We start from the raw sequence: 24,337 nt of genomic DNA on the forward strand, positions 1-24,337 counted from the left end.
GGCTTCTTACGTCCACGTGCGAGCCGGGCGACCATGAGTTTCTTGACGCGATGGTGGTACGTTTTGACAAGGAATCGTTTCGCACGGCCGATGTGGGAACGCGCGGTCATCGTTTCTTTCGATGATCATCAAATCTCGGCAACATATCCGCCGTCCGCCAGGTCTCCGCACGGACAAACACAGGCGATTGCTTGGGCAGATGTTACCTGTCTGGCGATCGAGACGAACAGCAGCGGACCGTCGGGTGCCGACTTCTGGTATCTTCTCGAAGGTGAGGGTGGAAAGCTCTGCGCATTTCCACTGGGCGCTGCTGGCGGAGGAGAAGCCGTTGCGGAGTTTTCCAAAAGATTTCCGGAATTCGACGGCGAGGCATTCAGGAATGCGATCGGTTCAACCACTGAGGCGCGCTTTGTTTGCTGGAAACGCGGCGGCGGCGAATGACGCGACGCAACGCGCATGAGATCAATCCGGCCGCTCGAAGTTCGTTAGCCAGTCCTCGTTGAACTCGGCGTGCTTGATGGCGTAGCGGCGGAACGTGTACGTGACGTGAATCTTGCCGTCGGCCGTCTGGATGATGCAGGGATACGAATACTCGCCGGGGTTGCATTCCAGGCTCAGCGGTTTCTCCCACGTTTTTCCTTCGTCGAGCGAACGGACGATGGCTAGCGGCGTGCGCTTGGTCTGCGAATCGTTGTACACCAGCAGCAAGTGCCCGTTGGCCAGCTTTGTCATCGTGATGCCCGAGTCGGGGTTTTGCAGCGGTGTCGGTTCTGCCTTGCTCCATGTCTGACCGGCGTCACGCGATTCGATATGGGTGATGAACCGGGCGTGGCGCAGCATGGCCAGCAGGCTGCCGTCGTTGCGCTCGATGACGGCCGGCTGGCTGCCGCCGCTGGTGAATCCGGCGCGCTCCCAGCGTGCGGCGCCGGGCTTATGCACGAGGAAGTGCGAGCCCTCGACCTCGTCCTCGAGGCCTTCGACGGGCAAGAGCAACGTGCCGTCGCCGAGCGCGACGGGTGGATTGCGCGGGACGCACCATAGCGTTTCATCGAACATTGGACGATCTTCGCTCCACGTCACGCCATGATCGGTCGACGTGCGATAGAACAACCGGCAGCGGTCCCAGCCCTGGCCGCGTCCCATGGGCCGCGTTCCCTCCATGCGACACCACACGATCCAGATGCGATCGTCCGCGGGGTCGCGAAAGATCACGCCGTTGCCTGGCGGCTGCGGGCCACCAGGGATGAGCGCCTGGGGCGCGCTCCAATTCTTTTCGCCCGGCTTCTTGCGCGCGAGAAACAAAGTCTGGTCGTGCGCCGATTCATAGGTGCCGCCGTACCACAAGCAGAGCAGATCGTGATTCGCGGCTTCGCAGATCGTTGAGCAATGATGCGCGGGCGCTGCGGGTATTTTCTCGAAGACTAGCTCCGAGGAAAACGAGATCGTGCCGTAAGGATCGTCGAAGTCGCGCTGTTCGCCGATCGTGGCCAGCGGCGTGCCGGCGAGTGGCCCTTGAGCCGTGGCGACCGGCTGCTTGCGCAGGACGGCCAGCACGGCGGCTTCGTAGGCGGCGCGTCTTTTTTCGTCCCCCAGGCTGCCGTGGAACGCGAGCGCACCACGTTTGTCGAGCAGGAAAACTTCCGGCGTCATCGTGGCCGCGAATTGCTTCGTCACGGCGCCGTCGCGATCTCGATAGACGGGAAAGATCAAGCCGCGGCGCTGGGCAAACGTACGCAGCTCATCGTCCGATTCGACCGCATTCGCCGCGACGCCGACGACCAGCACGCCGCGATGACGAAACCTGGCATATAGCTTGTCGATGTCGGCGATCGCCTGCACGGTCGCCGGGCAGCGACTGGATATGAACAGCACCGCCGTCGCGGGCCGCTCGGCATAATTTTCCATTTCAATCGTGTCGCCGGCGAGGGTCGTCAACGCAACCTTGCCAGGCGATTGACCGATGTCGAGCGCGCGCGACGGCGCCGTGACCGAGAACGTTGTAAGTACCAAGAGCAAGGTGTACCACGCGAGGCGCATCGAGGAATTCCTTGATAAATGCCGAGGCAGTAACAGGCCACAAGTCCCTGCGGAGCTGAACTATAGGCGGGCGGGCGACGGTTCTCAAATTCGCGCCGATCGCTACGACTGGACCGCTCGGCGGATGACCTATAATTCTCGGTGGCCGGTGAGGCGGAATCCGGTCGGAAAGGATCGGGGCATTCGACTCGCCAAGACGGCGCGGGTGGTCACTCACGAGATACAGCCGCGAGGTTTTGCCATGCTCCGCCGACGATTCGTATTCTGGGTCGGGTTTGGCCTGTTCGGCCTGGCCGAAAAGTTGCGCGCCAGTTCGTTCGACGATCTGGCCGCCGCGCTGATGCGCAGCGCCGAATTGAAAAGCCCCGGCGCCTCGGTTGCGAGCACGAAGGCCGCCGTCACCGACGTCAAGCCCGAGCATTGGAGCCTGGCCGGCAACAACACCTGGCAGTGGTACGAACGCGAGAACCTGATCGACGGCCGCTGGAAGATCACCGGCATTACGACGCCCGTGCATCGTGTCACGGGCGAGCGCTTTACCGGCCGCACAGGATATCTCGACGAAAGCCTGGTGCCGGCGCAGTTTCGCCCCGTCCTCCAAGCAAGTCATGCCGAAGCGGCGCCGAATGCCGGGATCGAAAGCGACGCGGGTAAGCCCAGTGCGATGCGGATGGCGCGGCACGGTCGGCCGCCGAGCCGCTGGCTGCGCAGCCTCAACGCCGACGAGTTGCGGATCTGGCTCCGCACGATCGACCCGCCCGAAGCGGGCGTCGAAGGGATGACCTTCTTCGAGCATCTGACGCGCGATCACTCGTTCGACGCCGTGAAGATCACGGGCCTGACCGAAGACGAGCAGGCTAAGTTGCATGCCGCCGCGCACGCGGGGTATTGATCACGAAACTTGCGGGACCGTGAATTCGGTAGTTTGCCCGCTTGGTTTTCGCGGCAACTCGGCGATAATCTACGTCGCATGTCGAGTACACATTCCAGCCTGCCGCGAGATACTCTTTCCGGCCTGCGCGTGGCCTTTGCCGGGAAATTAGCCGGATTGACCAAGCGCGAGGCGCAGCAACTGGTGCGCGCGCATGGCGCCACGACGGTCGATGATCTTGCGGGAGCCGATCTCGTGATTCTCGGCGAAGCTTCGCCGAATCAGGAAATCGGCGCACTTTTGGGACATGACGCCAGCCAGGCTTTATCTGACGGCAAGCTAGTGGCGCTTAACGAAACGCAACTATGGCAGCGCCTTGGCCTGATCGAACTGGACTCAAACGTCAGCCGCATGTACACGCCCGCGATGCTGGCCGAATTGATCGGCGTGCCCGTGGCCACGGTGCGGCGCTGGCACCGCTGCGGATTACTGGCGGCCGGGCGGCAGTTCGGCCAGTTGGCCTATTTTGATTTCGCCCAGGTGGCCACGGCCCGTCAACTGTCAGCGCTTTCGGCGGCGGGAGTTTCGCAGCGCCAGATCGAAAAACAGTTCTCGGCCCTAGCCCGTTGGTTTCCCGATGCGCGGGGGACAACTGCCCAGGCTCCGCTGGTTGTCGAGGGGAAGCGACTGCTGGTGCGCGCCGGCGAGGGTCTGGTCGAAGCCCATGGCCAGCAGCGGCTCGATTTCGACAGCCGCGATAACAGTTCGGCATCCGATGCCGTGACCGAAGCCGTTGTGCCGCTGGGGGCCGCGGCCGAATCGCCTCTGACCGGTCCGGAGGACATGGTCGAGTCGGCGCATGCGCTCGAGGATAACGGACAACTGGAGCTGGCGGCCGAAATGTATCGCGCAGCTTTGGCCGCCGGTGGTCCGCATCCGGAAACTTGTTTCGCCCTGGCCGACGTGCTGTACAGGCTGGGCGATCTCAACGCGGCCCGTGAGCGTTATTACATGGCCATCGAGCTGGATGAAAACTACGTCGAGGCCCGGGCCAACCTCGGGTGCGTGCTGGCCGAGACGGGGCAGCTGGACCTGGCGGTGTCTGCCTTCGAGGGAGCGCTGGCCTGCCACCCGGACTTTCCCGATGCGCACTATCACTTGGGCCGGGTGCTGGATGAGCTGGGCCGCACCGAACAGGCGGCCGAGCATTGGCGGAGTTTTCTCGAACTGGCCCCGGACAGCCCCTGGGCGGCGGCGGCGCGCGAGCGTTTGTCTCTCTAAATCACTCCGCCCCCTTGTTCCGCCCGACGAGCCATTGTGACCGCGTGGCGCCGAGCGGCAACTAACGGCAAACCTCCGTGGTAGGGGCCGAGCACTCAGGCGGCTCGACAGAAGCCATTACGCAACCGGCGGTTATCGCAATGCGAGCCGCGCTGGAGTGCCGTCCGGGGTTGCAAAACAAAGCTCAAAGCGTATCTTCGTAGGGAGTTACGGTCGCTGCCAGACCGCAGGTCTAGGGCCGGTAGAAGCAAACGCACGATGCGGCGCGGCCTCGTGCGGCCTGTAGACTTTGGCGAGCGCGAGTGACATGGATCAGTTTCTTTACCATTACAAGCCGGTCGATCCGACGACGTGGGTCTACCTGTCGTCGTTATTGACGATCGCTATCTATTTCAAGTTCAGCCGCGTGTGGAGCGTGCGGAACCTGGACTTGATCGGCTTGGTTGCGCTCGCGCCGGGACTCTTGATGGTGCAGCAGGGGGGAGCGGCCGGGCAGATCGGTTACGCCTGGTTGTTTGCCACCGGTGGATTTTTTCTGATCCGCCTGCTGATCGACCCCATGATGGTGCGCCGACCGCTGTTGGAGCCAAACCTCTTGCCTGGGGGGCTGACCTTTGCCGCTGTGTCGCTCTGTGTCTTCCTGATGGTCAATGCCATGACCCGGGAAATTACGGATAGCGATCTCGATGGTCCGCGCCGCCTGGACGAAATGCTTTCGAATACCGAAACGCAGCAAGAAGCCGATGCCAGCCTGGCCACGCACGGCCCCGCTTATCCTTGGATGCACTTGCTGGCCAGTATTCCCATGAAGACTTTGGTCGTGAAAGAGGCTGCCGGCACGGTCGCCCCTGAGGAGCTGCGCGAGCGGGAATACTCGGCGACGGCGCGGTTGATGGCGATCCTTTCGCACCTGGCGGTCGTCATTGGCATGGTGCTGATCGGCGCCCGGCATTTTGGCAGCGCGCGCACCGGAGTTGCGGCGGCTGTCTTGTATTTGCTGCTGCCTTACACAGCACAGATGACCGGCCGCGTCGAGCACGTCCTGCCGGCGGCCCTGGTCGTATGGGCCGTGTTCTTCTATCGCCGACCGCTGATCGCGGGCATGCTTCTGGGCCTGGCGACGGGCGTGATCTATTATCCGATCTTTTTATTGCCCTTGTGGGTGGGCTTCTACTGGCATCGCGGCTTGTTGCGTTTCGCGGTTGGCTTCCTGGCGATGCTCGCTCTGGTGATGGGGATGCAGTTCTTCGCCGTGGGAGGGCTGGAGCCCCTTTTCGCGCAAGCTCGGCAGGTCTTCGGTTGGACGAGTCTGTCGCCCGAGGACAGCAGCGGCTTCTGGAGTTTCAACGAGTCGACGAACCCGTACCGTTTGTCGGTGCTGGCGGGCTATGCCGCTCTTTGTGCCAGCTTCGCGCTGTGGCCGGCGCAGAAGAATCTCGGCACGCTTTTGAGCTGCTCGGCGGTAGTCATGCTGGGGACGCAGTTCTGGCAGCCGCAGGAAGGAGGCCTGTTCATGGGGTGGTACCTGCCGCTCTTGCTGCTGACGATCTTCCGTCCGAATCTGGAGGATCGCGTGGCATTGTCGGTGCTCGGCGATGGTTGGCTGTCGTACGGCAAGCGCAACCCGTCGATCCGGGCGGCGTAGGCCGAGTCCGCTTCGTCGACGCCATCGACGCGTTTGCATCGCGGCAAGCTTATTCGGCAGCGCCGAAAAAGCATGGAACCCGGCCGGCCCCATGTAGTAGTCGTCGCGAACGCGCGCTGTGCCATGCTTTTTCGCCAACGGCGAATAAGTGCTTACCTCGCTGACGGGAACCGAGCCGCCTGGATTCACTCGCCCAGCGTGGCGGGGCTGACGCCGATATCGACGATCGAACAGGCCGCGATCGCATTCAGGCCCAGTTCCTTCGCCCGGGCCAGAACTTGCGGGCTTTCGGTGCCGGGATTGAGCCATAGTTCGTCGCAGCCCTTGGCCGCGATTTCGTCCAGGACCTGTAGCACGACCGGCGGTGGCAAATAGACGCTGATGCGGTTCAGCTTCGGGGCAGGCACTTCGGCCAAAGTATGGGAAACCGGAAGCCCTTCGATCTGACCCCCTTTGGGATTTACGGGAAAGACGTCGTATCCCTGCTGCGAGTAGGCACGGACGGCCTTGTTACCGAACTTCGTTCGATCGGGACTGGCGCTAAGAATGGCGATCGTGGGTTTGGACATGGCGTTTTTCCTCTAAAGCCCCGTATCGTCTTTCCGGACCGGCCGTTGACCGGGACCGCGCACGCGTAGTACTCGAACCTCATCCTCGACTACGGTAAATAGCACACGGTACGCCCTGCCACGGCGCGTACGAAAAATCTTCTGACGAATTTCGTAGTTGAGAAACTGTGATTCGACGGCGATTTCAGCCAAGTAGGGGTTCGTTCCGATCGCCGTTAACACTTCAAGAAACGCTTCGTACCATCTTGCCGCGCCTTGAGCCCTTGTGGATCCAGGCGAAAATCCTGTCAGCGTCGGCAGACGCTTGCTCCAGAACGTGCACGCGAAACGACATCAAGACAACCCATGACGACGGCGGAACTCAAAGTCGAATTCCGCTAATGGCCGCCCAGCATCGCCTCCTTGCATGTCGCTTAAAGCCTGACGCAAGGCGCCGACCGTCTCGTCGAACTCATCGACGATCGGATTCGCCTCGCGCCACAGATCGAGGGCTTCTTCGGGCGAAAGCTCGTGCCCCGTCTTCAGCGTTTCCTCCAGGAAATGCTGAAAACGCGTTAGCTCTGATATCGGATCGATGGCCATGCTGCTCACTCCTTTGGCGACACGATCAAGAACGTGCCCCGCTCTTCGCGAAAGGTTAGGGGTTCACTCGCGTTCGCGCCGCGCATCGACGTTTTGCGTGCGTTTCTGGCTGGCCAGCCAACGCTTCCAGGCCTGGCGATCGTAGCCGAAATCCTGGCCCGTCAGCGAGGCCAGGGCGTCGCGCACCGACGCGTTCTGAAATTCTCGGTTTTCGAATTTCGGAGCGTTGTTGCCGAAGGTGAACCCACCGCCCTGCGGCCCGTTGCTGAATGTCGGGTTCATATTGCCCTGCGCCTGTTGTATCTGCACGGAGTGCAGGGTCACCAGGACATCGATCAGCGGATTGATCGCATTCGGATCCTTCATGCGAGCCAAACACTCGGCGGCGCGATTGATCATGTAGTTTTCTTTCGACTTCAATCGCTTGATGTAGGTGCTCGTGGCTCGCGTGCCCGTCTGCTTTTCCAGATAATCGAGGCAGGTCAGTCGAATTTCGTCCTCCTCGTCATCCAACGAGAGTATGATCAGTGCGTCCCACGCTTCGGGCGAGCCGATCCGCGCCAGCGATTCGATGTACATTTTGCGAATCGCCTCGACCGGTTCATCTTTCAACTCCCGTTTCAGGGCGTCCACGGCCATGGGATCGTTGATCTTGGCGAACTGGGCTTGCGCCTCTTGGCTACGCTCTCCGTCCAGCCAGCGGCGCCACAGCCCGATTTTCTTGAACCATTCCTTGCGGATTTTCTCTTGCTCGCGCTTGCGCTTGATGTCTTCGATCTGTTGCGGCACGCGATACCTGCCGGAATCATCCTTGACCATGCCCTGGTCTTGAAAAATCTCGTCGCGCGTCTTCCACTCGCCGTCTTTTTTCTGGTAGCCCAGGGCCAGTCGCGCCTTCGCATGCTCGGGATCGAGTTCGATAACCCGCTCCAGATGGCGAACGCGCTGCTCATGCAGTTGCATGGTGCGGCACAATTCCGAGAGCGCCCATTGCCCCTCGACCGTATCGGGATAATCGGGCCGATGCTTGGTGTATTCGAGCTCGGCCGGCCGGGTGCGGCGCATCTCGGCGACCTGGTTCCGGTTGAGCGTGATTTCCCCGCCCGAATTGACTCTGATGACGTACTTGGTGCGCGGAGTTTCCGTCGTATTGAGCAGCGTGCCCTCGACCTGGCCACCGTTGGAGAGCACGAAGGAATCGGCGCGCAGTTCGGCCCCGATGGCCAGAACGAGAATCCAAACCGCGGTGATGGCGATGCGCGGGTTCATAGCTGCCTCCGTTCCGAGTGGCGACGGGCCACGTTAGAATCGGCGTTCCTGTAGTTCAGTATAAGGACGCCAGGAATTGAGTCGCAATGGAAGTGGGGTTACGGCGACGGTTTTTCCGCTTTTTCCGCCCCTGTCAGGCGCCAAACATGAGCGAAAGTGCAGCGCAGCATCGTGCCCAAGCCCCCCAAAAGTTGCGCTGCGCCGTGATCACGGTCAGCGACACCCGCACCCGCGATAACGATACCGGGGGGCAACTGGTCGTCGACAAACTGCAAGAGGCCGGGCACGAGATTGCCGCCCGAGAAATCATTCCTGACGACCCTGACCGGATGGCGAGCCTGGTCGACGAATTGTGTTCGCACGGCGATATTGACGCCATCCTGCTGACCGGCGGGACGGGCATCAGCAGCCGCGACCAGACCTACGAGACCATTTCACGCCTGCTCACCAAGGCGCTGCCCGGCTACGGGGAATTGTTTCGAGCGCTCAGCTACCAGGAAATCGGCGCCGCAGGCATGCTCAGCCGCGCCGTCGGCGGATTGGCAGGCCGGACCGTCGTGCTCACCATGCCCGGTTCGCCGGCCGGGGTCCGCCTGGCCATGGAAAAGTTGATTCTGCCGGAACTAGGACACCTGGTACGCGAGGCGCGCCGCTAGCAGCTTGTTGAAAAAAGCCCTCGTGGCTTTTTTCAACCTCGCCAAGTGCGAAGCAAAGCTTCGCACAGCTCGCAAAATAACGACATACGTCGATATTTTGCCATCGCATCCCTGCGATGTCGCAGCCCGTTGAGTTCTTCAACAGGCTGCTAAGGGCCGTGCCCTTCCGAGTCGGCGCAACGGCCGAAACAGGGGTGCCAGTTGGTGCCACTGGTGGCTTGCCACCAGTGCCGAATCGAGACGAGCTAGCCATGGGTCTCTCTTACAGAATCAACTGCAAGTAAACCACGTCCAGCCACTGGTCGAATTTGCGGCCGACCTCTTTCAAATGGCCGACCCGAGTGAAGCCCAGGCTTTCTTGCAGGGCGATGCTGGCCGTCTGGTCGGCGCTTGCGCCGCCGATCAGCACGTGAAAGCCATTGCGTCGGGCCCGCTCGATCAGGTGTTCGAGGACCATCCGCCCCAGCCCGCGGCGGTGGAAACCATCGGCGATGTAGACCGACGCTTCGACGGTGCCGTCGTAGCCGGCCCGGGCATGAAACTTTGATAACGATCCCCAGCCAACAACCTGCTTGACCTGTTCGACGACGACGACCGGAAACCTTTCCGGCGCGTGCAGGCTGAACCATGCCTGCCGGTCGGCGAGCGTCTCGGGCTGGAGCTGGTACGTGCAAGTGGAATGATGCACGTAATAGTTGTAGATGTCGCTGATGGCCGGCAGGTCAGCCGTCGTCGCGTCGCGCAGCAGGATCGAGCTCATGGGCGTCCTGGAATTGTCATCACGCGTGATCAGCGGGGCGCAACTTCGCGCCGGCTAATCCAGTTCGCCCAGCCACAGGCGAATTTCGTTTTCGTATTCGCTGGCCAGGTCACCCTTGATCAACTGGCGGTGAAAATTCGCCGCGCCCTCTTTCAAGAGATCGGCTGCCTCGGCACTGGGGAAGCGCAGCGTCGGGTCGGGCGCGACCAGGCTGCGAATCAAGTTCATCAACAGCTCGTTGCACACCACTTCGCGCGGCAGGCGCTCGTGCAGTTTTTGCACGAGCACGCGTTTGGCTTCGAGCAGCTCGGCGTACGTCGTCTGCCCCAGAAACGGCGGGGCGCCGGAAATCATTTCGATCAACACGTAACCCAGGCTGCACAGGTCCGATCGCGGCGAGGACTCGCCCCCTTCGAGGACTTCGGGCGCGGCGTAGGTTGGCGTGCAACTGCGGCGCGTGGGGGGCTTCTCCATGTCGAACGCCGACCCGATGTCGATGATCTTGGCGTTGCCCGTACGTTTGAGCATGATGTTCGACGGTTTGATATCGCCGTGAACGATCCCCTCGCGGTGCAGCGCCGCCAGGGCGGCCAGGCACTCGCGCAGCACGGCGATGGCCACCCCCGGCTTCAAACGTGGTTGCAATGGCCCGGAAGTGACGATCACGTTGTTCAAATACTCCCAGCGGCGGTTGCTCACGCGGTCGCGGGTGCGATCGAGCATCTCGTGCGACAAGAGCCGATCGAGGTCGTAGCCGTCGACCCATTCCATTTCCATCAAGCGGATGCGATTGCGCTCGACGAAATTGTGTACGTCCAGCAGATTGTCCTGCTGGATCTGCGCCACGCGAGCCGAGACGTCGGCGATGCGGCCCATCGCTTCGTCGTAGCCGCGATCGTCCGGGTAATGCAGCGGCGAGAATATCTTCAGCGCCACCGGCAAGGTGAAATTATCGGTGCCGCGCCTCTCGGAAAGGTAAACCACTCCCTGGCCGCCGGCGCCCAATAGCCGGATCAAGCGCAAATGCTCGGTCCAGCTCATGCGCTGTTCTTCGACGAGCTGCCGGTATTTCTCCAGCAGCGCGTCGGGACAACGTTTCGCCTGATGGCCGTCGAGCGTCAACGTCGCCATCGGTTGCAAAAAGGTGGTGCTTGACATCGTGGGGCTCAACTCTCGATGCGTGTGGGCAAGTCTGGATGCATGGCGCGAGGCCGCGTCCCGTCGCGCTTGAGGTTAGGCACATCTTAAGACCATCGCCCCCGAATGGTCCAGACAAATTGACGCGAAATTGAGACGCGGTCCGTGGCCAGCGCTGAAAATCCCGGGGTTACTTAGCGCGCTGTGCTACCACGGAAGAAAATGCAGAAGGCAAAATGATGAACGATGAAGCGGAACGCGGATACGCTGTCCAAGATTCTTCCCATTCGTCATTTATCGTTCATCAGTTTGCATTTCCTGCGGTATCGGGTAGCCCAAGCGCTTGTCGACCAGGTTCGCCAGCGGTTGGGCCGAGCGCCAGCGCTTCAGATTCGCGCAAAAGAAATCGGTCATGTCATCGATGCGCCGCGCGCATTGCCCCCCGACGTGGGGCGTGATAATGACGTTCGGTTGCGACCACAGCGGACTACCCGTGGGCAAGGGCTCTTCGGCCGTGACATCGAGGCCGGCGCCGGCCAGGTGCCCCGAGTTGAGCGCCTCGACCAGGTCGGCGTCCACCACCAGCGGCCCGCGCGCCACATTGATCAAAAAGGAGCCGGGGCGCATCCGTTTCAGCGCCTTGGCATCGATCATGTTCCGCGTGATTTCGGTAAGTGGCGCGGCCAGGAAGAGAAAGTCGACCACGCGCAGCAAATCATCCAGCCGGTCCGCCGGCCACAACGCCTCGACGTAGTCAGGCTTCGCCACCGGAAACATGTCGGTGGCCAGGATCCGGGTTTTGAACACGCGCAGCACTTCGGCCAGCCGGCGCCCGTTGCCGCCAAAGCCGACGATGCCCACCGTCGCATGCGTCAGATCGCGCGTGGGTCGGCGAATGAACTCCCGTTTTTGCTGAGCACGAAAAAAGACGGGCAAAGCCCGCGTCAGGCCCGTGGCCAGCGCGATCGCATGTTCGGCCACCTGGTCGGCCAGCACACCGGAGGCACTGGTGACCACGATCGACGAATCGACCACCGACGGCACCAGGCAATGATCCAAACCGGCCGCCGACGATTGAATCCATTGCAGGCGTCCGCGGGCCACGACTTCGTCCCACGGGACCGGAACCTTGGCATGGCCGCAAAAAATATCGGCCGCCAGCAACTCGCGCGCGACCCCATCTTGGCCGGCGTCGATGACTTCGGCGTCAGGTGCCGCGGCGGCAATCTGCGCGACATGGCGCGGTTCGACGGGATAGCAGAGTACAATGCGCACAGGCGAACTCTTTCTTTGATCAAACTTGTAAAGGTCGACGGATCTGTTCGAACTAACCCTGCGCGACCCGTGGAGGAAAGCGTTTTCAAGCGGCTGCAATTGCGCAGTCGCGCAGGAAGTAGTCTGTGATAACGCAAACAACCTTGTTATTCGATGAGAGACCAATAAAGGACGGAAACGTCCCGTCGCCATCGAACGTTTTGAATGCAACGACATCTCCGCCGCTAGTCGCCCCGATGCGTATGTTTGTCCAATTGTCCTGATTCATGAGCATTGCGGCGTCCACTTCGTTGATGAAAGACTCATATTTTGACTGCGGACGTCTTTTGATCTTGGCGCAAAGAGCTGCATCCATGAGACAGACGTTTCCAGAATCAACCACAAACTCATCCGGGCGCGTAGCGCGCCACTGAGCCGGCGCCTCGTCGCGGAACTGAACCATTGATAACGCAACTCCGAAGCCCGATGCGACAGCGAGAAACGTTGGATAACGTTTTGGGGGAATTTTAAGTGAGAATGGCGCTGAGTAAGGTGAGCCCGCTAGATCGGACACTACTAGGCGGCCCGATGGTAAAAAAAGCGATCCAGCATCAACACAACTGAGACGAACCGTGCCTGAATGCGTCGAAAAGCTGCATCCGTCTCGAAAGGCGTCCCAAAGATACTGGTTCGGTAAAAGCATTACGGTTCGGCAGATCGGGCACGGGACGCATTTTTTTCTGTGAGCGACGTACAAACGCCGCTTGAGCGTGATTGTCATGAATTCGAAGTGCTCGGCAAGGCCGCGTTGGCCACTGAGCGGGGGCTGCGAACCTCGGAGCAAACCAGAGTGTCTGTAGTTCGACCGGGCTTCGCATCGGCGGAATACGAGTCGGGCAAAATAGGCGGTGGACGATGTGGGACAGGATGTCACGATTCTGGCGCGGACCCAGCGGCATGCGCGACGTGCTCGTGCTGGCGCTGCCGCTGATGGTTTCGACGTTGTCGTGGACGGTGATGCACTTCACCGATCGCGTCTTCTTGCTGTGGTACTCGGCCGATGCCGTGGCCGCGGTACTGCCTTCGGCGGCTGCATCGTTTGCGGTGCTGTGTTTTCCGCTGGGTGTGGCGTCGTACGTCAACGCCTTTGTCTCGCAGTATTACGGTGCGCAGCGCTATAGCCGCATCGGGCTGGTCGTCTGGCAAGGCCTGTGGATCGCGGCACTGACGGCGCCGGTGGCGATTGCCACCGTGCCATTTTTTACCTCAATCTTCACGAACATCGGACATCCGGCGCTCATCGCCCAATATGAGATCGATTTCTACCGAGTGAGCAGCCTGGGCGCGGGAGCCCTGGTGGCTGCCGAGGCGATGTCGACCTTCTTCACCGGCCGCGGCGGCGTGCGCGTGGTCATGGTCGTCGACAGTTTGGCCGCGCTTCTCAATGCCCTCTTGGATTACGCACTGATCTTCGGCAACTGGGGCTTTCCCGCCTGGGGCGTTACCGGCGCGGCGACGGCCACCACGGTTGCCCTGTGGTGCAAAGCCGCGGTCTACATGACGTTGTTTCTGCGCCGTCAGTATCGTGAGAAATATGGCACCTTCACGGGCTGTCGTTTCGATGCTGCGCTGTTTCGCCGTCTGCTCCGCTTCGGCTCGCCCAGCGGCGTGCAATTGGTGTGCGAAGTTACGGCGTTTACTTTGTTCCTGCTGATCGTCGGCCGGCTGGGGGCGCTTGAACTCGCGGCCACGAGCCTGGCTTTCAATGTCAACACGCTGGCGTTTATGCCGGTCTATGGCATCGGCATTGCCACCACGACGCTCGTGGGACAGCGGATCGGTCAGGGCCGTCCGCGACTGGCCGAGCGCGGCGTGTGGAGCGCTTTTGCGCTGGCGGCGTTGTACACGCTGGCCGTGGCGCTGTTCTACGTGGCGGGGCCTGACCTGTTGCTCGTGGCACATGGTGCGAAGGCCGACCCGACGGAATTCGAGGCGCTGCGCTCCTCGACCGTGGTGCTGTTGCGGTTCGTGGCGTTCTACTGCTTGTTCGATGCGATGGTCGTCGTCTTCAGTAGCGCGATCAAGGGGGCGGGCGATACTCGCTTCGTGCTGATTACGACCTTGTGCATGTCGCCGCTTCCGGTGCTGGCCACGCTGGTGGGCGTGGAGTACCTGGGCCTGGGGCTCTATTGGTCGTGGAGCGCGATCACGAGTTGGCTGTGCGCGCTAGGTATCATTTACGTGATCCGCTTCCGCCAGGGCCGCTGGCGGACAATGCGCGTCATCGAGCATTCGGCGGTCGAAGAGGAAGACGATGAGCCGTTACGGGCCGAGCGAGTCGAGGAGAGGTCGCTCGCCACGGAAGAAGTGGCCTAGCCACGGGCGTTCCATCGCACGGTCTGCAATTATTCTTTAGTGCCGTGCTTTTGTGCCATGCTTTTTCGCAACGCGAATAAGCATGCCGCGGTGCGTTTGAGCACTCCCTCCAAGTCCGAAGGCTATCTCGTGACCCTGCCTGGCTTTGATCTCACGTTGAGAGGGCAAGTGATGAACATGCTTATTCGGCTTCGCCGAAAAAGCATGGCACCCAAGAACTCACTTTACGTCAAGCGCAAGGTCGCTCCTCGTGCCTTATAATCATCCTCTGCCGAGAATTCTCTCTGTGTCCTCGGAGGGCTCCGTGGCAGGTTCGTTTTCGCGGCGGGAATCCCGTTCAACCGTGAGAGGGGCGTAAACGATGAACGTCACGGCCACGACGCTTTACCCCTTCGTGCCGTCGGGCGCGAATTTCGCGCTGGCGCTCGAGTTCTTCGCGGCCCTCGGCTTTCAGACTCAGTGGCAACAAGAGGGCTTGGCTGGGCTACGCTTCGGTCAGGCCTACTTCATGTTGCAGGATATCAACGTGCCGATCTGGCAAGAGAACCAGATGATCACCTACGAGGTTACGGACCTCGAAGCGTATTGGGCCGATCTCGACGCGCAGGATTTGCCCAGCCGATTTGCCGGCGTGAAGCTGCGTCCGCCGACCGACTTTCCGTGGGGTCGCGAAATTCACCTCATTGATCCGGCGGGCGTCTGTTGGCACGTGCGCCAGGCGACGCCGGCCCAGAACGGACGAAAGTCCGTTCCTTGCCCGAACGGCAGAACCACTCGGTAGTTGTGACGGGCGAAATCCCTGGGTAAACTGCTAGTCTACGACTGAGCCAGGGGATCATGGCCCGCCGAGGGTCGTCCCACCTATCCCTGGTGAAGCAGCCTTAGGTGATTGCCGGCGCTCGATATCCGCTGCGACGGCTGTTGGTTAAGTTCTCGCCCCGACGAGAGCGGGAGGATTCCTCTGCGACGCCGCGGTTTTCAAATTGGCCTTCTGGGCGTGACCGGGCTGATACTCTTGCGCGTGGCCATCGGCTGGCACTTCCTTTACCAGGGGATCTGGAAAGTACAGACGCCCAGCTTTTCGGCCTCGGGCTTTTTGGGCCAGGCCAAGGGGCCGCTGGCCGAGCACTTTTACGCCCTGGTGCCCGACATTGACGGGCGGAAGCACCTCGATTTCGAAACGCAGATCGAGGAAATGAAGAAATACGCCGACGCCTTCGTCGAACGCAATCAATTGAACGAGGCCGAGACGGCGGCGGTCCGCGAAATGCTGGCCGCGCACGAAGCCGAGTTGCTCGATTACCTCACGGACGAAGTGAAAAAAGAGCACAAGCTGAAAGAGCAGTTCGAGGAGCATCTGCACAAGCTCGATCGCCTGGCCGCCGAAAAAGAAGCCAAGACTCACGACATTCCCTTCCAGCAGAAGCGCAATTGGGACGAGCAGCTCAAGCTGCGTGGACAGGCGGCTGCCTGGTCGAAAGAAGTCGACCGCATCTGGGAGCAATTCAAGGCCGACCTGGTCGCCGCCGTGGGCGATCGGCCGGTGCGTGCCGTGCCGACCGACACGGGCCAGCTTGAACTCGTCGACCGGCTAGTCACGTACAGCAACATAGCCATCGGCGTGTGCCTGATCGCGGGGCTGTTCACTCGCTTCGCGGCCCTGGCCGGGGCCTTGTTCCTGGCGCAGATCGTGGCGGCTCAGCCCGACTGGCCCGGCATGTACCCGATTCCGCATCCGTCGGCGGGCCGGTCCCTGGTGGTCAATAAAGAATTCGTGGAAATGACGGCGCTAGTGGCCCTCGGCCTTTTGCCGACGGGGCGCTGGGCCGGACTCGACTTTTTCGTACACAACCTCATCGTGCGTCCGCTATTGGGGAAAAAGGGAGCCGTATGAATCTCAGTCCCGAAGAACGCGCCATTGGCAAAGAGAACTTCAACGCCGCCATCGGCAGCGAGCTGACGCGTCGCGAATTCCTCGAACGCTCGATCGCGGCCGCGGCCGTCACCGGGGTCGGCCTGGGCGGATTCTATTTCGGCTACGAGAAGCTGAAGGGGGACCCGGTCCGCGTCGGCATGATCGGCACCGGCGACGAAGGGGGGGTGCTGATCGGGGCCCATACGCCCGACTATTTGAACATCGTCGCGATCTCGGATATTCGCCCTTACAACGTGCACCGCGCGTTCCACGGCGATCAGTCGAGCGAAAGCATCCGCGCCGTACGCCCCGGCTTGATGGCCAAATACGGCTGGAAGAGCGAAGACGAGGCCAAGAGCAAGGTCAAGGTTTACACCGATTACCAGGACCTGTTGAAAGACGACCAGATCGAGGCCGTGATCATCGCGCTCCCCCTTTTCTTGCACGACGTCGTGGCGATCGAGGCCATGAACCATGGCAAGCACGTGCTGACCGAAAAACTGATGGCCCACAGCGTCCACCAGTGCAAGAACATGGCCCGCGTCTCGCACCAGAAGCGTTTGCACCTGGCCACCGGACACCAGCGGCATTACAGCATCTTGTACGACAACGCGGTCGACACGATCAAACGCGGGCTGATCGGCGACATCCATTTCATCCGCGCGCAGTGGCACCGCGGCAATTTGCCGGGCAAGGACAGTTGGGCCCCGCCGCTACCGGACAAGAAGATGGAAGCCGATCTGGCCAAGGTCGTGGCCGAGATCGAGTCGCTGGGGGGCGACGCCTCGGCCGAGGTAAAGAAGTTTACCGACCTCTTGAAGGTGACGAAGGAGCTGGAATCGGCCCGCGGCTCGCGCATCGATGCTTTGGAAAAACGCCGTGAGCTGCTCACGCAGCAACTGCTCGACAAGGACGTCGACGCCGCCAAGTACGGTTACGAGGCCAAGACGCTTACGGACGGCGGCAGCAAGGCGTACGAATGTTCGCCGCTCGAGGAGCTGATCCACTGGCGCTTGTGGAATCGCACCGGCGGCGGACTGATGGCCGAGCTGGGCAGCCACCAGCTCGACGCGTCGGGCATCTTCTGCACCGCCATGCGCAATGACGGGCACAAGGCTCTGCCGCTGTCGGTCACGGCCGTCGGCGGGCGGTACATCTTCCCGCTCGATCGCGATTGCGACGATCACGTCTATTGCACGTACGAGTATCCGGGTCCGAAGTACGACGAAGATCCGAACAAGAAGATCGTCGTCACCTATTCGTCGATCAACGGCAACGGCTTCGGCGGTTATGGCGAAACCGTGATGGGCACCAAGGGGACGTTGATCCTCGACAAAGAGCAGGAAGTGATGCTCTTCAAGGACGCCGCCACGACGACCAGCGTGCTGGTGACCAAGGGGAAAGACGGCGCCCCGACGCTCGATACGACGGCGTCGGGTTCGCCCGCCGCGGCCGCTGCCAAGAAGGCGCTCGATGCCGGGCCGCCCAGCCGCGGCTACACCGAAGAGATGGAACACTTCGCCTGGTGCATCCGCAATTTCGACTTCGAGAACAACAAGCCGAAGTGCCATCCGAAGGTCGCCATGGCCGACGCGATCATCGCCCTGACGACGAACATCGCCATGCGCGAAAACCGGCGCATCGAGTTCAAGCCGGAATGGTTCGACATCGACAGCGACGAAACGCCGGAAGGCGTGAAGCCGAGCGTGTCGGTGTAGGGGACGGGCGAACGTTGCCCTGAGCCCAGAAGATCGCTGCTTGAAATTAGGCCGCGATCTTCGTTACTTTTCGTGTGCTTTATCCAGGTCCATGATCAGGACAGAGCCGCGGTATCTAGAAGAGCTTGGCGTTGTCGCCGGTGCGTGTCTGCGAATAGCACGCGCATGAGACGGCGTTCGTGTTGGCACGATGCATCGGCCGCGCAAGTATCCGAAGAGCATAATCGGCAACCTGCTTTCCAAGGCAGTTTTGCGCGTGTTGGGCTCTTTTTTTGCGCCCAGTTTGCCACGAGGACGGTGCATATGACGTTCGTAAATAGGCCAAGTCAGCAAGACGCTGACGAATTGTCGGAAGAGTACGTCAATGCTTTCGTCGACGCGATTACAACACGGCCTTATATCCAGTTCCGAGAATAGAAGCATGAACGACATTACGTATGCTTACAAACGCTTCTGCACGGAGCGCTTTCCGCTTCCGACTGACGCACAAGTCAGCGAGTTGGAGTGGCGGATCCGGGTTGTGTTTCCGAAAGATTATCGGGAGTTCGTCCTCCAATTTAACGGCGGTTATTTTGACGACCCCGTAATCGCTCCGGTACCCGATGGCTGTCCGCTGGAAACGCTCACTTACATGTCTGGAATCGGCGCGTCGCATCCAGGCGCTGAACTAGGGCGCGACGATTTGCTGTCAGTCTTTGACGGTAACGTCCCGCCGATTATTGTTCCCATTGGCTACACAGGTCTCGGATCGCTTGTCATCTTGAGAACCGGCGATGAAGAGCATGGAGCGATCTATCTGAAGGAAGCGTTTGGCGGCTTCCACTATTTGGCCGAGGGGATCGAAGGATTCTTCGATCTTTTGCGTTCTCCCGACATGTCTGCTAACGCGGGGGGCGGAGACTGAGCGGGCGCCACGTTCGAGTTTCCGAGTCCAGCGTGCGCCGGATTTCCCAGGACGACCTGACACCGCCGACGTCAGAAACGTCGAAAGGAAGCTGAGCATGTGGTTTGGCGTAAGCATATTGATGCGCGGCGAGTCGCGTCATCGCCCTAGCTCCGACTGGCTGTGGGAGGAGACAATTGTTCTGGTCGAGGCGGAGAGCGAAGAAGCGGCCGCCGCCATGGCAGCTGCGCGCGGCCGGGCCGCCGAGTGTTCGTTCGCTACCGGCAGCGGCGAGACGGTTCATTGGATTTTCAACCGCGTTGCGCAAACCTGCCCGATCGATGGCGAGCCCGTCTCCGGCACGGAAGTATTTTCGCGCCATCTGCGCGCGGCGGAAGTCGCCAGTTTGCTTTCGCCGCTTGATTAGAGTTGCGAACACCAACTATCGCTGCCGTCCCTGCGGCGAACTTGGTACAATGTCTGGCCAGCGCGGCTCGCCGTGCGCCGACCTTGGGCGCATTCAAAGTGGCACTGGGTGCCTCCGTCGATCTGTGCGCTCACTTGTCGAAAGGAACCATCCGTGGATCGTTGGCCGATTGGGGTGTTTGCCAGCATTGACGCTGGGTTGGGTGTGAAGCTCGAAGTGGCGCGCGAGTTGGGCGTGCCCACCATTCAATTGCACGCGCCGGAGCGGGCCACGCGCACGCCGGAGCGGGTTCGCGAGTTTCTCGACCGGCTGGCCGCAGCGGGAATCCGCCTGACCGCGGTATTCGGCGGTTTCGAGGGCGAAAGCTATGCCGACATTCCGACCACGGTCCGCACCGTGGGGCTCGTGCCGCGCGAAACCCGTGAGGCACGCACGCGCGAGATGCTGGAGATCTCGGATTTCGCCCGGCTCCTGGGCTGTGACGTGATCGCCCTGCACATAGGCTTTGTACCGCACGACGCCAAAGACCCGCTCTACAAGGAAGTGCTGGAAGTCACGCGCAAGGTATGCGATCACGCCCGGGCAAACGGCCAGGCGCTGCACCTGGAAACCGGGCAAGAGCCGGCCGAAGCACTCTTGCGGTTCATCGCCGACGTCGAGCGGCCGAACCTGTTCATCAATTTCGACCCGGCCAACATGATCCTGTACGGGTCGGGCGAGCCGATCGCGGCCCTGGAACAACTGGGCCGTTACGTCCGCAGCGTCCATTGCAAGGACGGCACCTGGGCCGCGCGGCCGGGGCAGGAGTGGGGCGCCGAAGTGCCGCTGGGCGAGGGGGCGGTGGGCATGGAAAACTATCTCCGCACACTCTATAAAATCGGTTACCAGGGGCCTTTGACTATCGAGCGCGAAATCCCGCAAGAGCCCGAGCGGCAAAAGGCCGAGATCGGCCGCGCGGTCCGCTTGCTGGAAGAGTTGAAGGCCAAGGTCCTTTCCTAGTACGAGTCTTTCCTAGTACACTGATCCGTTCGACGGCGTGGCGGCCGTGAAGCATCGCTTGTTCCCACTCAGAGAGCCCGCCCTCAGGCGGCGCAAGTAGTAAGGTTCGATCATGCCGAAGATGAGCGTCACCGTACCGCACGGTCTTGGTCTTGAGCAGGCCGTCGAAAAGCTGAAGGGCTTCGTTCCCAAGATCAAGGAAAAGTACCAGGGCCAGGTCAGTAACCTGGAAGAGAACTGGAACGACAACACCTTGAACTTCGGTTTCACCACGTTTGGCTTCCCGATCAAGGGGGCGATCGCCGTCGAACCGTCGGAAGTGAAGCTCGACGGCGACCTGCCGTTCGCGGCCATGATGTTCAAGGGCAAGATCGAGCAAGAGTTCAAGGACGCCCTGACGCGACTGCTGGCCTAAAGGGCAGCAGCCGGCCTGGCTTTGGGAACTCGCGGCGGCTTGCCTTGGCGTTAGCCAAGTGCGCACCGTCTGCATCTCTTCTTCGCTACCCGAGTCGCGAGAAGGATGATGCTGCGCGCTTTGGGGCGTCGGAGGAAATGCTTGTTACTCAAAGCCGTACAGCCTCTGGGCCACACCGGCTCATGCTCGAGCGACTTCTGTACTACCGTGGGACCCAAATGCGACTCTCATCGAGAAATTGTCCGGACTCGGCGATTCCGAACAGAACGTCCGCGATTTCTTCCGCTACGGCCAGGGCGTAATCATGATCGCGTTCGAGCCGCCGCTTGCTGGCCAATGTGAGCACGGGCAGCCGCCCCTCGCTCCAGGAATCATCGAGCGTTGCTTGCAAGGAATCGGGACCTTCGTGGTTCCGATTTTCGGTCAGCAGTACGAACTCCAACCTTGGCAGTGGATCCATAGATTGCGGTCGTCAATATCGAGGGGAATACCGACCGCAGATAAGGTCGTGACTTCCAGCCCGAGTTCGGCCATTGTCGAGGCAAGGTCAATCTCGGCAAGTAATCGCCGGAGATGGTCACAGTGGTTCTGGACGTTCACGTCCAGCATCAGCCCCGCACGGCTAGGCCCCGCTTCCGGTCTTTTGGCGGAGCAGCAACCACTCCTCAAACGACGGGAAACTCGCGCTACTGTTTGCATCCTGGGCTTTGAGCGCCTCGCGTTCCTTGAGCCATTCTTTGAAGCTCAGCAGCCTGACGTGGCTGCGGCGCAACTTTTCGACGGTCTCGAGGGAATTTCCGCGCTGGGCACGCTCTTCAAGTTCGTAATGCCGCGCCAAAATCGTGGGGGCGTTTTCCACGACGTAAGCGCGCGCGGCAGACACTTGGGCCGTGGTGATCCCGAACGAGTTCGCGATAGATTCCTCGCTCGCCGCTTCGTCCAGCAAATACGGGATCAGGCTATACACCGTTACGCGCGTTCCAGCGATTACCGGACCGTTGTCGTTGTCCTGAATAAGGCTCTGAGCCATGAGTACCACCTTGCCCAATTTGATGCGAGCGTCTTCCCAGCCTCGAAATTCTCATCTTTGATTTTCAATTGTACCAGATTTCGCCATAGCGACCGCTGGCTCCCCAAAGGCGCATCAGTTCCTTTTGGCGCGCACAGCGACCGACTTGTCCTTGCGCGAAAACTCGAGCCCCAGCGGCGCGAAGGCCGCCCGCAGCAACTCGTCGAGCGTGGCATTTTTCACGTCGACATTGACCAGTCCATCGAGCTTCACGTCCGGCGCCAGGTCGAACGAAAGCGACAGCTTTTGTTCCAGCTGCGCCAGAAACGTTTCCAGCTTCATTCCTTCCAGGGTGAGTGTGTAGACCTGCTGGCCGGCGGCGGCACTTGTCTGCCGCGTCGCGCGCGACGGTGATAACCGCTCGTGGTCTTCGACCATCGCACGCACCACGATACGTCCGGCGGCCAGCTTGATGTCGGCCTGCGGCGCCCGCTTTTGCCATTCGGCGATGGTCCGGGCGGCATCACGGCCGGCCGGGTAGCTGCGCTCGATGCGCACCTCGTCGGCGCGAATCGGTTCCAGCGTCACTCCCTTGCCAGACGCGTCGACGACGGGCCGCAGACCAAATTGCACGGCCACCAGCGTCACGCGATCGATCCAGGGCAGGGGGGGCAGATCCGTGGCGGCCAGCAGGTCGTGCGGTAGCTGGTCGAGCCCGAGGATCGCAATGCCCGCCTCGCGCGATAATTGCTCGAAAATCTGCTGCGGCGTCGCGAGCGCCTGCCAGGCGAGCGGGCGGCTCGCGAGAGCCGCGTTCTTTTGCCGGGCGGGCAGCTTCTTGACGTCTTCGGTGGCCAGGGCCGCGAGGGTTCGCAACTGCGCCGCGGTGCCGGCAGGGCCGATATAAGCGATCGGTCCCAGGACGCTGGCCCCGGCATCCGTCCGGGCCGCGATCTGCGTCAGGGCGTCGGCCAGCGGCACGTCCGCGAGGTCGAGGTCGAGCAACTGCTCGGGATCGACCCGCCGATCGACGACGATCGGCACCCGCAGGGCCTGCGAGAAGCTTCGCAAGGCTTGCCGCAGCGGCGCATTGATGGCGGAATAGGAAATCGGGCCTAGGCGTGCGAGGCCCTCGGCCGTCAAGTAGTCGACTTTCTTTCCATCCTGGACGGGGAGCGAGCCCACGCGAGCGCGGCGTCCCATCGGTCGTGCGGCTTGCCGGCCCACGGCTTTCATCCAGGCCGGAGCGGCATCATCGGCCCTGAGCCGGGCTGCCATTGGACCGCCCGCGAGGAGAAAGAAAACTGCCAGCACGGCGAGCCAAACCGGAGCGTGGCTTGGCGCGTAACAGCGCAAGCAAGAAACGCTGTTTTCTCGGCAGATAAATTTGACTGCGATCATCACGCGCCGAAGGTTCATCCGCGTCTGAGAGTCTAGCCGCGATCATTTGAATTCGGACCGTGGGCGATTTCGCACGAGCGCGCGGGTGGCTGGGTGGGCGGGATCGCTGCCCCCCGGCTGGTCCCGCCCGGCGAATGTCGCGCATATCCTTATTTTGCCTGGCCCAAACGAACCGCGGAAGAAGAGAAAATGGCTCAATCGCGATAAAACTACTTTAGCTTTTTGCAGTCGGTGGCTACACTCGAAGAACCTTCGGGGGGCCAGATAACGCTCTGGCGCATTTGAGTTCGAACGACTTGATCCGAGGCCGCAGCGTACGTTGCTGATCGAGCACGTCGCGAACGGCGGCCTGTGTGCTGGCGAGATTCAGCCGCCGAAATGGCGGAATTCAGGCACGATCGTGCCGGTGCGTGGCCGTTACGTTCTCATTGATTCGCATCTCGGAGTTGGCAGCATGAGATCTCAGCGTGCAGCCGTCATCCTCTCGTACTACACCGATTACCTCGATACGAAGGACGTCACGGTTTTTGCCCGGCGCATGGCGCGGCGCTACAACGCCGGGACCCTCGAGCGGCTGCTGTCCTCGGGGCCGCGCATGGTGCGCCGCGCGGCGGTCTTAGGTTTGGGATCGATCGGCAGCTACGACTCGAACGCGGCGCTGGGCAGAGCGTTGACGGACACGGATCGCGGCGTGCGCACGTTGGCCGAAGATGCGATCCGCGCCGTTTGGTGCCGGGCTGGCAACGAAGCCCACCGGCAACGGCTGCGATCGATCATCCGCCTGAACACCAAGAAACAGTACGAGCTTGCTGCTTCGCGCGCCACCGATCTGCTCTTGGAAGCGCGCCTCTTCGCCGAGGTTTGGAATCAACGGGCTGTGGCCAATTTCGGCTTGCGCCACTTCGTCGAGTCGATCGGCGATTGCCGCGAGGCTCTGGAGATCAACCCTTATCATTTCGCCGCGGCCGCCGGGATGGGGCAGTGCTATCTGCAGCTTGGCAATGCCGCCTCGGCCCTGGAATGCTTCCGCCGCGCCCTGCGACTCAACCCGGGGCTGGAGGGAGTGCGGGCCAGCATCCAGCATTTGGAACGCACGCTGCGGAACAACCTGTAACCGGCCGCGTCGAGGGCCG

At 61.4% G+C, this 24,337-nt stretch carries 25 protein-coding genes; 14 read left to right on the top strand and 11 right to left on the bottom strand.

Features of this window, described 5'->3' with window-relative positions:
• Positions 1-33: 33 nt before the first annotated feature.
• Entirely contained in the window at positions 34-441 is a 408-nt protein-coding gene (locus VHD36_18900) for a hypothetical protein (protein HVU89404.1), read from the top strand.
• A 21-nt stretch (positions 442-462) separates the two neighbouring features.
• On the opposite strand, the gene VHD36_18905 is transcribed toward VHD36_18900, so the two are convergent.
• Entirely contained in the window at positions 463-2,037 is a 1,575-nt protein-coding gene (locus VHD36_18905; protein HVU89405.1) for an exo-alpha-sialidase, read from the bottom strand.
• A 241-nt stretch (positions 2,038-2,278) separates the two neighbouring features.
• On the opposite strand from VHD36_18905, the gene VHD36_18910 reads away from it, so the two are divergent.
• The 3 genes from VHD36_18910 (at position 2,279) to VHD36_18920 (ending at position 5,834) form a co-directional block, all read left to right on the top strand.
• Positions 2,279-2,929 carry a hypothetical protein gene (locus VHD36_18910; protein ID HVU89406.1) on the top strand — a complete coding sequence of 217 codons (651 nt, stop codon included), beginning with the start codon at positions 2,279-2,281 and terminating at the stop codon, positions 2,927-2,929.
• Positions 2,930-3,007: 78 nt separating this feature from the next.
• Entirely contained in the window at positions 3,008-4,189 is a 1,182-nt protein-coding gene (locus VHD36_18915; GenBank protein HVU89407.1) for a tetratricopeptide repeat protein, read from the top strand.
• Positions 4,190-4,496: 307 nt separating this feature from the next.
• A complete protein-coding gene (locus VHD36_18920; GenBank protein ID HVU89408.1) occupies positions 4,497-5,834 on the top strand; it encodes a glycosyltransferase family 87 protein in 1,338 nt (445 codons plus the stop codon).
• 185 nt (positions 5,835-6,019) lie between these two features.
• Here the strand turns inward: VHD36_18920 and VHD36_18925 are convergent, their stop codons facing one another.
• From VHD36_18925 to VHD36_18935, 3 genes are all read right to left on the bottom strand, one after another.
• A complete protein-coding gene (locus VHD36_18925) occupies positions 6,020-6,403 on the bottom strand; it encodes a CoA-binding protein (GenBank protein ID HVU89409.1) in 384 nt (127 codons plus the stop codon).
• Positions 6,404-6,736: 333 nt separating this feature from the next.
• On the bottom strand, positions 6,737-6,985 hold the full coding sequence (locus tag VHD36_18930; protein ID HVU89410.1) for a hypothetical protein: 249 nt from the start codon (positions 6,983-6,985) through the stop codon (positions 6,737-6,739).
• Positions 6,986-7,048: 63 nt separating this feature from the next.
• Positions 7,049-8,254 carry a HEAT repeat domain-containing protein gene (locus VHD36_18935; protein ID HVU89411.1) on the bottom strand — a complete coding sequence of 402 codons (1,206 nt, stop codon included), beginning with the start codon at positions 8,252-8,254 and terminating at the stop codon, positions 7,049-7,051.
• A gap of 146 nt (positions 8,255-8,400) precedes the next feature.
• Between VHD36_18935 and VHD36_18940 the strand changes: the two genes are divergently transcribed.
• Positions 8,401-8,910: a MogA/MoaB family molybdenum cofactor biosynthesis protein gene (locus VHD36_18940; GenBank protein HVU89412.1), complete on the top strand. Its 510-nt coding sequence runs from the start codon at positions 8,401-8,403 to the stop codon at positions 8,908-8,910.
• Positions 8,911-9,172: 262 nt separating this feature from the next.
• Here VHD36_18940 and VHD36_18945 read toward each other — a convergent pair whose 3' ends face one another.
• The 4 genes from VHD36_18945 to VHD36_18960 form a co-directional block, all read right to left on the bottom strand.
• A complete protein-coding gene (locus VHD36_18945; GenBank protein HVU89413.1) occupies positions 9,173-9,670 on the bottom strand; it encodes a GNAT family N-acetyltransferase in 498 nt (165 codons plus the stop codon).
• 54 nt (positions 9,671-9,724) lie between these two features.
• Complete coding sequence (locus VHD36_18950) at positions 9,725-10,828, bottom strand: serine/threonine-protein kinase (GenBank protein ID HVU89414.1); 1,104 nt, start codon at positions 10,826-10,828, stop codon at positions 9,725-9,727.
• 273 nt (positions 10,829-11,101) lie between these two features.
• On the bottom strand, positions 11,102-12,082 hold the full coding sequence (locus VHD36_18955; protein ID HVU89415.1) for a D-2-hydroxyacid dehydrogenase: 981 nt from the start codon (positions 12,080-12,082) through the stop codon (positions 11,102-11,104).
• A gap of 85 nt (positions 12,083-12,167) precedes the next feature.
• Positions 12,168-12,842 carry a DUF4241 domain-containing protein gene (locus tag VHD36_18960; GenBank protein HVU89416.1) on the bottom strand — a complete coding sequence of 225 codons (675 nt, stop codon included), beginning with the start codon at positions 12,840-12,842 and terminating at the stop codon, positions 12,168-12,170.
• Between the two features lie 146 nt (positions 12,843-12,988).
• Between VHD36_18960 and VHD36_18965 the strand changes: the two genes are divergently transcribed.
• From VHD36_18965 to VHD36_19000, 8 genes are all read left to right on the top strand, one after another.
• Positions 12,989-14,437, top strand: a complete 1,449-nt coding sequence (locus tag VHD36_18965; GenBank protein ID HVU89417.1) for an MATE family efflux transporter — start codon at positions 12,989-12,991, stop codon at positions 14,435-14,437.
• A 361-nt stretch (positions 14,438-14,798) separates the two neighbouring features.
• Positions 14,799-15,218 carry a hypothetical protein gene (locus VHD36_18970; GenBank protein ID HVU89418.1) on the top strand — a complete coding sequence of 140 codons (420 nt, stop codon included), beginning with the start codon at positions 14,799-14,801 and terminating at the stop codon, positions 15,216-15,218.
• A gap of 216 nt (positions 15,219-15,434) precedes the next feature.
• Positions 15,435-16,331 (top strand): hypothetical protein, encoded by an 897-nt coding sequence (locus VHD36_18975; protein HVU89419.1) that lies wholly within the window; start codon positions 15,435-15,437, stop codon positions 16,329-16,331.
• Entirely contained in the window at positions 16,328-18,070 is a 1,743-nt protein-coding gene (locus tag VHD36_18980) for a Gfo/Idh/MocA family oxidoreductase (protein ID HVU89420.1), read from the top strand. Before VHD36_18975 ends, VHD36_18980 begins: the two co-directional genes overlap by 4 nt.
• A 421-nt stretch (positions 18,071-18,491) precedes the next feature.
• Entirely contained in the window at positions 18,492-18,974 is a 483-nt protein-coding gene (locus tag VHD36_18985) for an SMI1/KNR4 family protein (GenBank protein HVU89421.1), read from the top strand.
• A gap of 97 nt (positions 18,975-19,071) precedes the next feature.
• Entirely contained in the window at positions 19,072-19,380 is a 309-nt protein-coding gene (locus VHD36_18990) for a DUF4288 domain-containing protein (GenBank protein ID HVU89422.1), read from the top strand.
• A 153-nt stretch (positions 19,381-19,533) separates the two neighbouring features.
• Positions 19,534-20,379, top strand: coding sequence for a sugar phosphate isomerase/epimerase family protein (locus VHD36_18995; protein ID HVU89423.1), 846 nt, complete (start codon positions 19,534-19,536; stop codon positions 20,377-20,379).
• 112 nt (positions 20,380-20,491) lie between these two features.
• A complete protein-coding gene (locus VHD36_19000; GenBank protein ID HVU89424.1) occupies positions 20,492-20,794 on the top strand; it encodes a polyhydroxyalkanoic acid system family protein in 303 nt (100 codons plus the stop codon).
• Positions 20,795-20,996: 202 nt separating this feature from the next.
• Here the strand turns inward: VHD36_19000 and VHD36_19005 are convergent, their stop codons facing one another.
• From VHD36_19005 to VHD36_19015, 3 genes are all read right to left on the bottom strand, one after another.
• Positions 20,997-21,254 (bottom strand): hypothetical protein, encoded by a 258-nt coding sequence (locus VHD36_19005; GenBank protein HVU89425.1) that lies wholly within the window; start codon positions 21,252-21,254, stop codon positions 20,997-20,999.
• 162 nt (positions 21,255-21,416) lie between these two features.
• Positions 21,417-21,833 carry a DUF433 domain-containing protein gene (locus VHD36_19010; protein HVU89426.1) on the bottom strand — a complete coding sequence of 139 codons (417 nt, stop codon included), beginning with the start codon at positions 21,831-21,833 and terminating at the stop codon, positions 21,417-21,419.
• 105 nt (positions 21,834-21,938) lie between these two features.
• The gene (locus tag VHD36_19015; protein HVU89427.1) at positions 21,939-23,081 is read right to left on the bottom strand and encodes an STN domain-containing protein; all 1,143 of its coding nucleotides are present in this window, start codon (positions 23,079-23,081) and stop codon (positions 21,939-21,941) included.
• 577 nt (positions 23,082-23,658) lie between these two features.
• Here VHD36_19015 and VHD36_19020 point away from each other — a divergent pair.
• A complete protein-coding gene (locus tag VHD36_19020; protein HVU89428.1) occupies positions 23,659-24,318 on the top strand; it encodes a tetratricopeptide repeat protein in 660 nt (219 codons plus the stop codon).
• The last annotated feature ends 19 nt before the right edge of the window (positions 24,319-24,337 follow it).

The organism is Pirellulales bacterium (assembly GCA_035546535.1).
Classification (GTDB): domain Bacteria; phylum Planctomycetota; class Planctomycetia; order Pirellulales; family JACPPG01; genus JACPPG01.

Excerpts from the sequence above, each read along its gene's own strand:
- VHD36_18900 (HVU89404.1), top strand. The coding sequence starts at position 34 with ATGAGTTTCTTGACGCGATGGTGGTACGTTTTGACAAGGAATCGTTTC.
- VHD36_18905 (HVU89405.1), bottom strand. The coding sequence starts at position 2,037 with ATGCGCCTCGCGTGGTACACCTTGCTCTTGGTACTTACAACGTTCTCG.
- VHD36_18910 (HVU89406.1), top strand. The coding sequence starts at position 2,279 with ATGCTCCGCCGACGATTCGTATTCTGGGTCGGGTTTGGCCTGTTCGGC.
- VHD36_18915 (HVU89407.1), top strand. The coding sequence starts at position 3,008 with ATGTCGAGTACACATTCCAGCCTGCCGCGAGATACTCTTTCCGGCCTG.
- VHD36_18920 (HVU89408.1), top strand. The coding sequence starts at position 4,497 with ATGGATCAGTTTCTTTACCATTACAAGCCGGTCGATCCGACGACGTGG.
- VHD36_18925 (HVU89409.1), bottom strand. The coding sequence starts at position 6,403 with ATGTCCAAACCCACGATCGCCATTCTTAGCGCCAGTCCCGATCGAACG.
- VHD36_18930 (HVU89410.1), bottom strand. The coding sequence starts at position 6,985 with ATGGCCATCGATCCGATATCAGAGCTAACGCGTTTTCAGCATTTCCTG.
- VHD36_18935 (HVU89411.1), bottom strand. The coding sequence starts at position 8,254 with ATGAACCCGCGCATCGCCATCACCGCGGTTTGGATTCTCGTTCTGGCC.
- VHD36_18940 (HVU89412.1), top strand. The coding sequence starts at position 8,401 with ATGAGCGAAAGTGCAGCGCAGCATCGTGCCCAAGCCCCCCAAAAGTTG.
- VHD36_18945 (HVU89413.1), bottom strand. The coding sequence starts at position 9,670 with ATGAGCTCGATCCTGCTGCGCGACGCGACGACGGCTGACCTGCCGGCC.
- VHD36_18950 (HVU89414.1), bottom strand. The coding sequence starts at position 10,828 with ATGTCAAGCACCACCTTTTTGCAACCGATGGCGACGTTGACGCTCGAC.
- VHD36_18960 (HVU89416.1), bottom strand. The coding sequence starts at position 12,842 with ATGACAATCACGCTCAAGCGGCGTTTGTACGTCGCTCACAGAAAAAAA.
- VHD36_18965 (HVU89417.1), top strand. The coding sequence starts at position 12,989 with ATGTCACGATTCTGGCGCGGACCCAGCGGCATGCGCGACGTGCTCGTG.
- VHD36_18970 (HVU89418.1), top strand. The coding sequence starts at position 14,799 with ATGAACGTCACGGCCACGACGCTTTACCCCTTCGTGCCGTCGGGCGCG.
- VHD36_18980 (HVU89420.1), top strand. The coding sequence starts at position 16,328 with ATGAATCTCAGTCCCGAAGAACGCGCCATTGGCAAAGAGAACTTCAAC.
- VHD36_18985 (HVU89421.1), top strand. The coding sequence starts at position 18,492 with ATGAACGACATTACGTATGCTTACAAACGCTTCTGCACGGAGCGCTTT.
- VHD36_18990 (HVU89422.1), top strand. The coding sequence starts at position 19,072 with ATGTGGTTTGGCGTAAGCATATTGATGCGCGGCGAGTCGCGTCATCGC.
- VHD36_19000 (HVU89424.1), top strand. The coding sequence starts at position 20,492 with ATGCCGAAGATGAGCGTCACCGTACCGCACGGTCTTGGTCTTGAGCAG.
- VHD36_19005 (HVU89425.1), bottom strand. The coding sequence starts at position 21,254 with ATGGATCCACTGCCAAGGTTGGAGTTCGTACTGCTGACCGAAAATCGG.
- VHD36_19015 (HVU89427.1), bottom strand. The coding sequence starts at position 23,081 with ATGGCAGCCCGGCTCAGGGCCGATGATGCCGCTCCGGCCTGGATGAAA.
- VHD36_19020 (HVU89428.1), top strand. The coding sequence starts at position 23,659 with ATGAGATCTCAGCGTGCAGCCGTCATCCTCTCGTACTACACCGATTAC.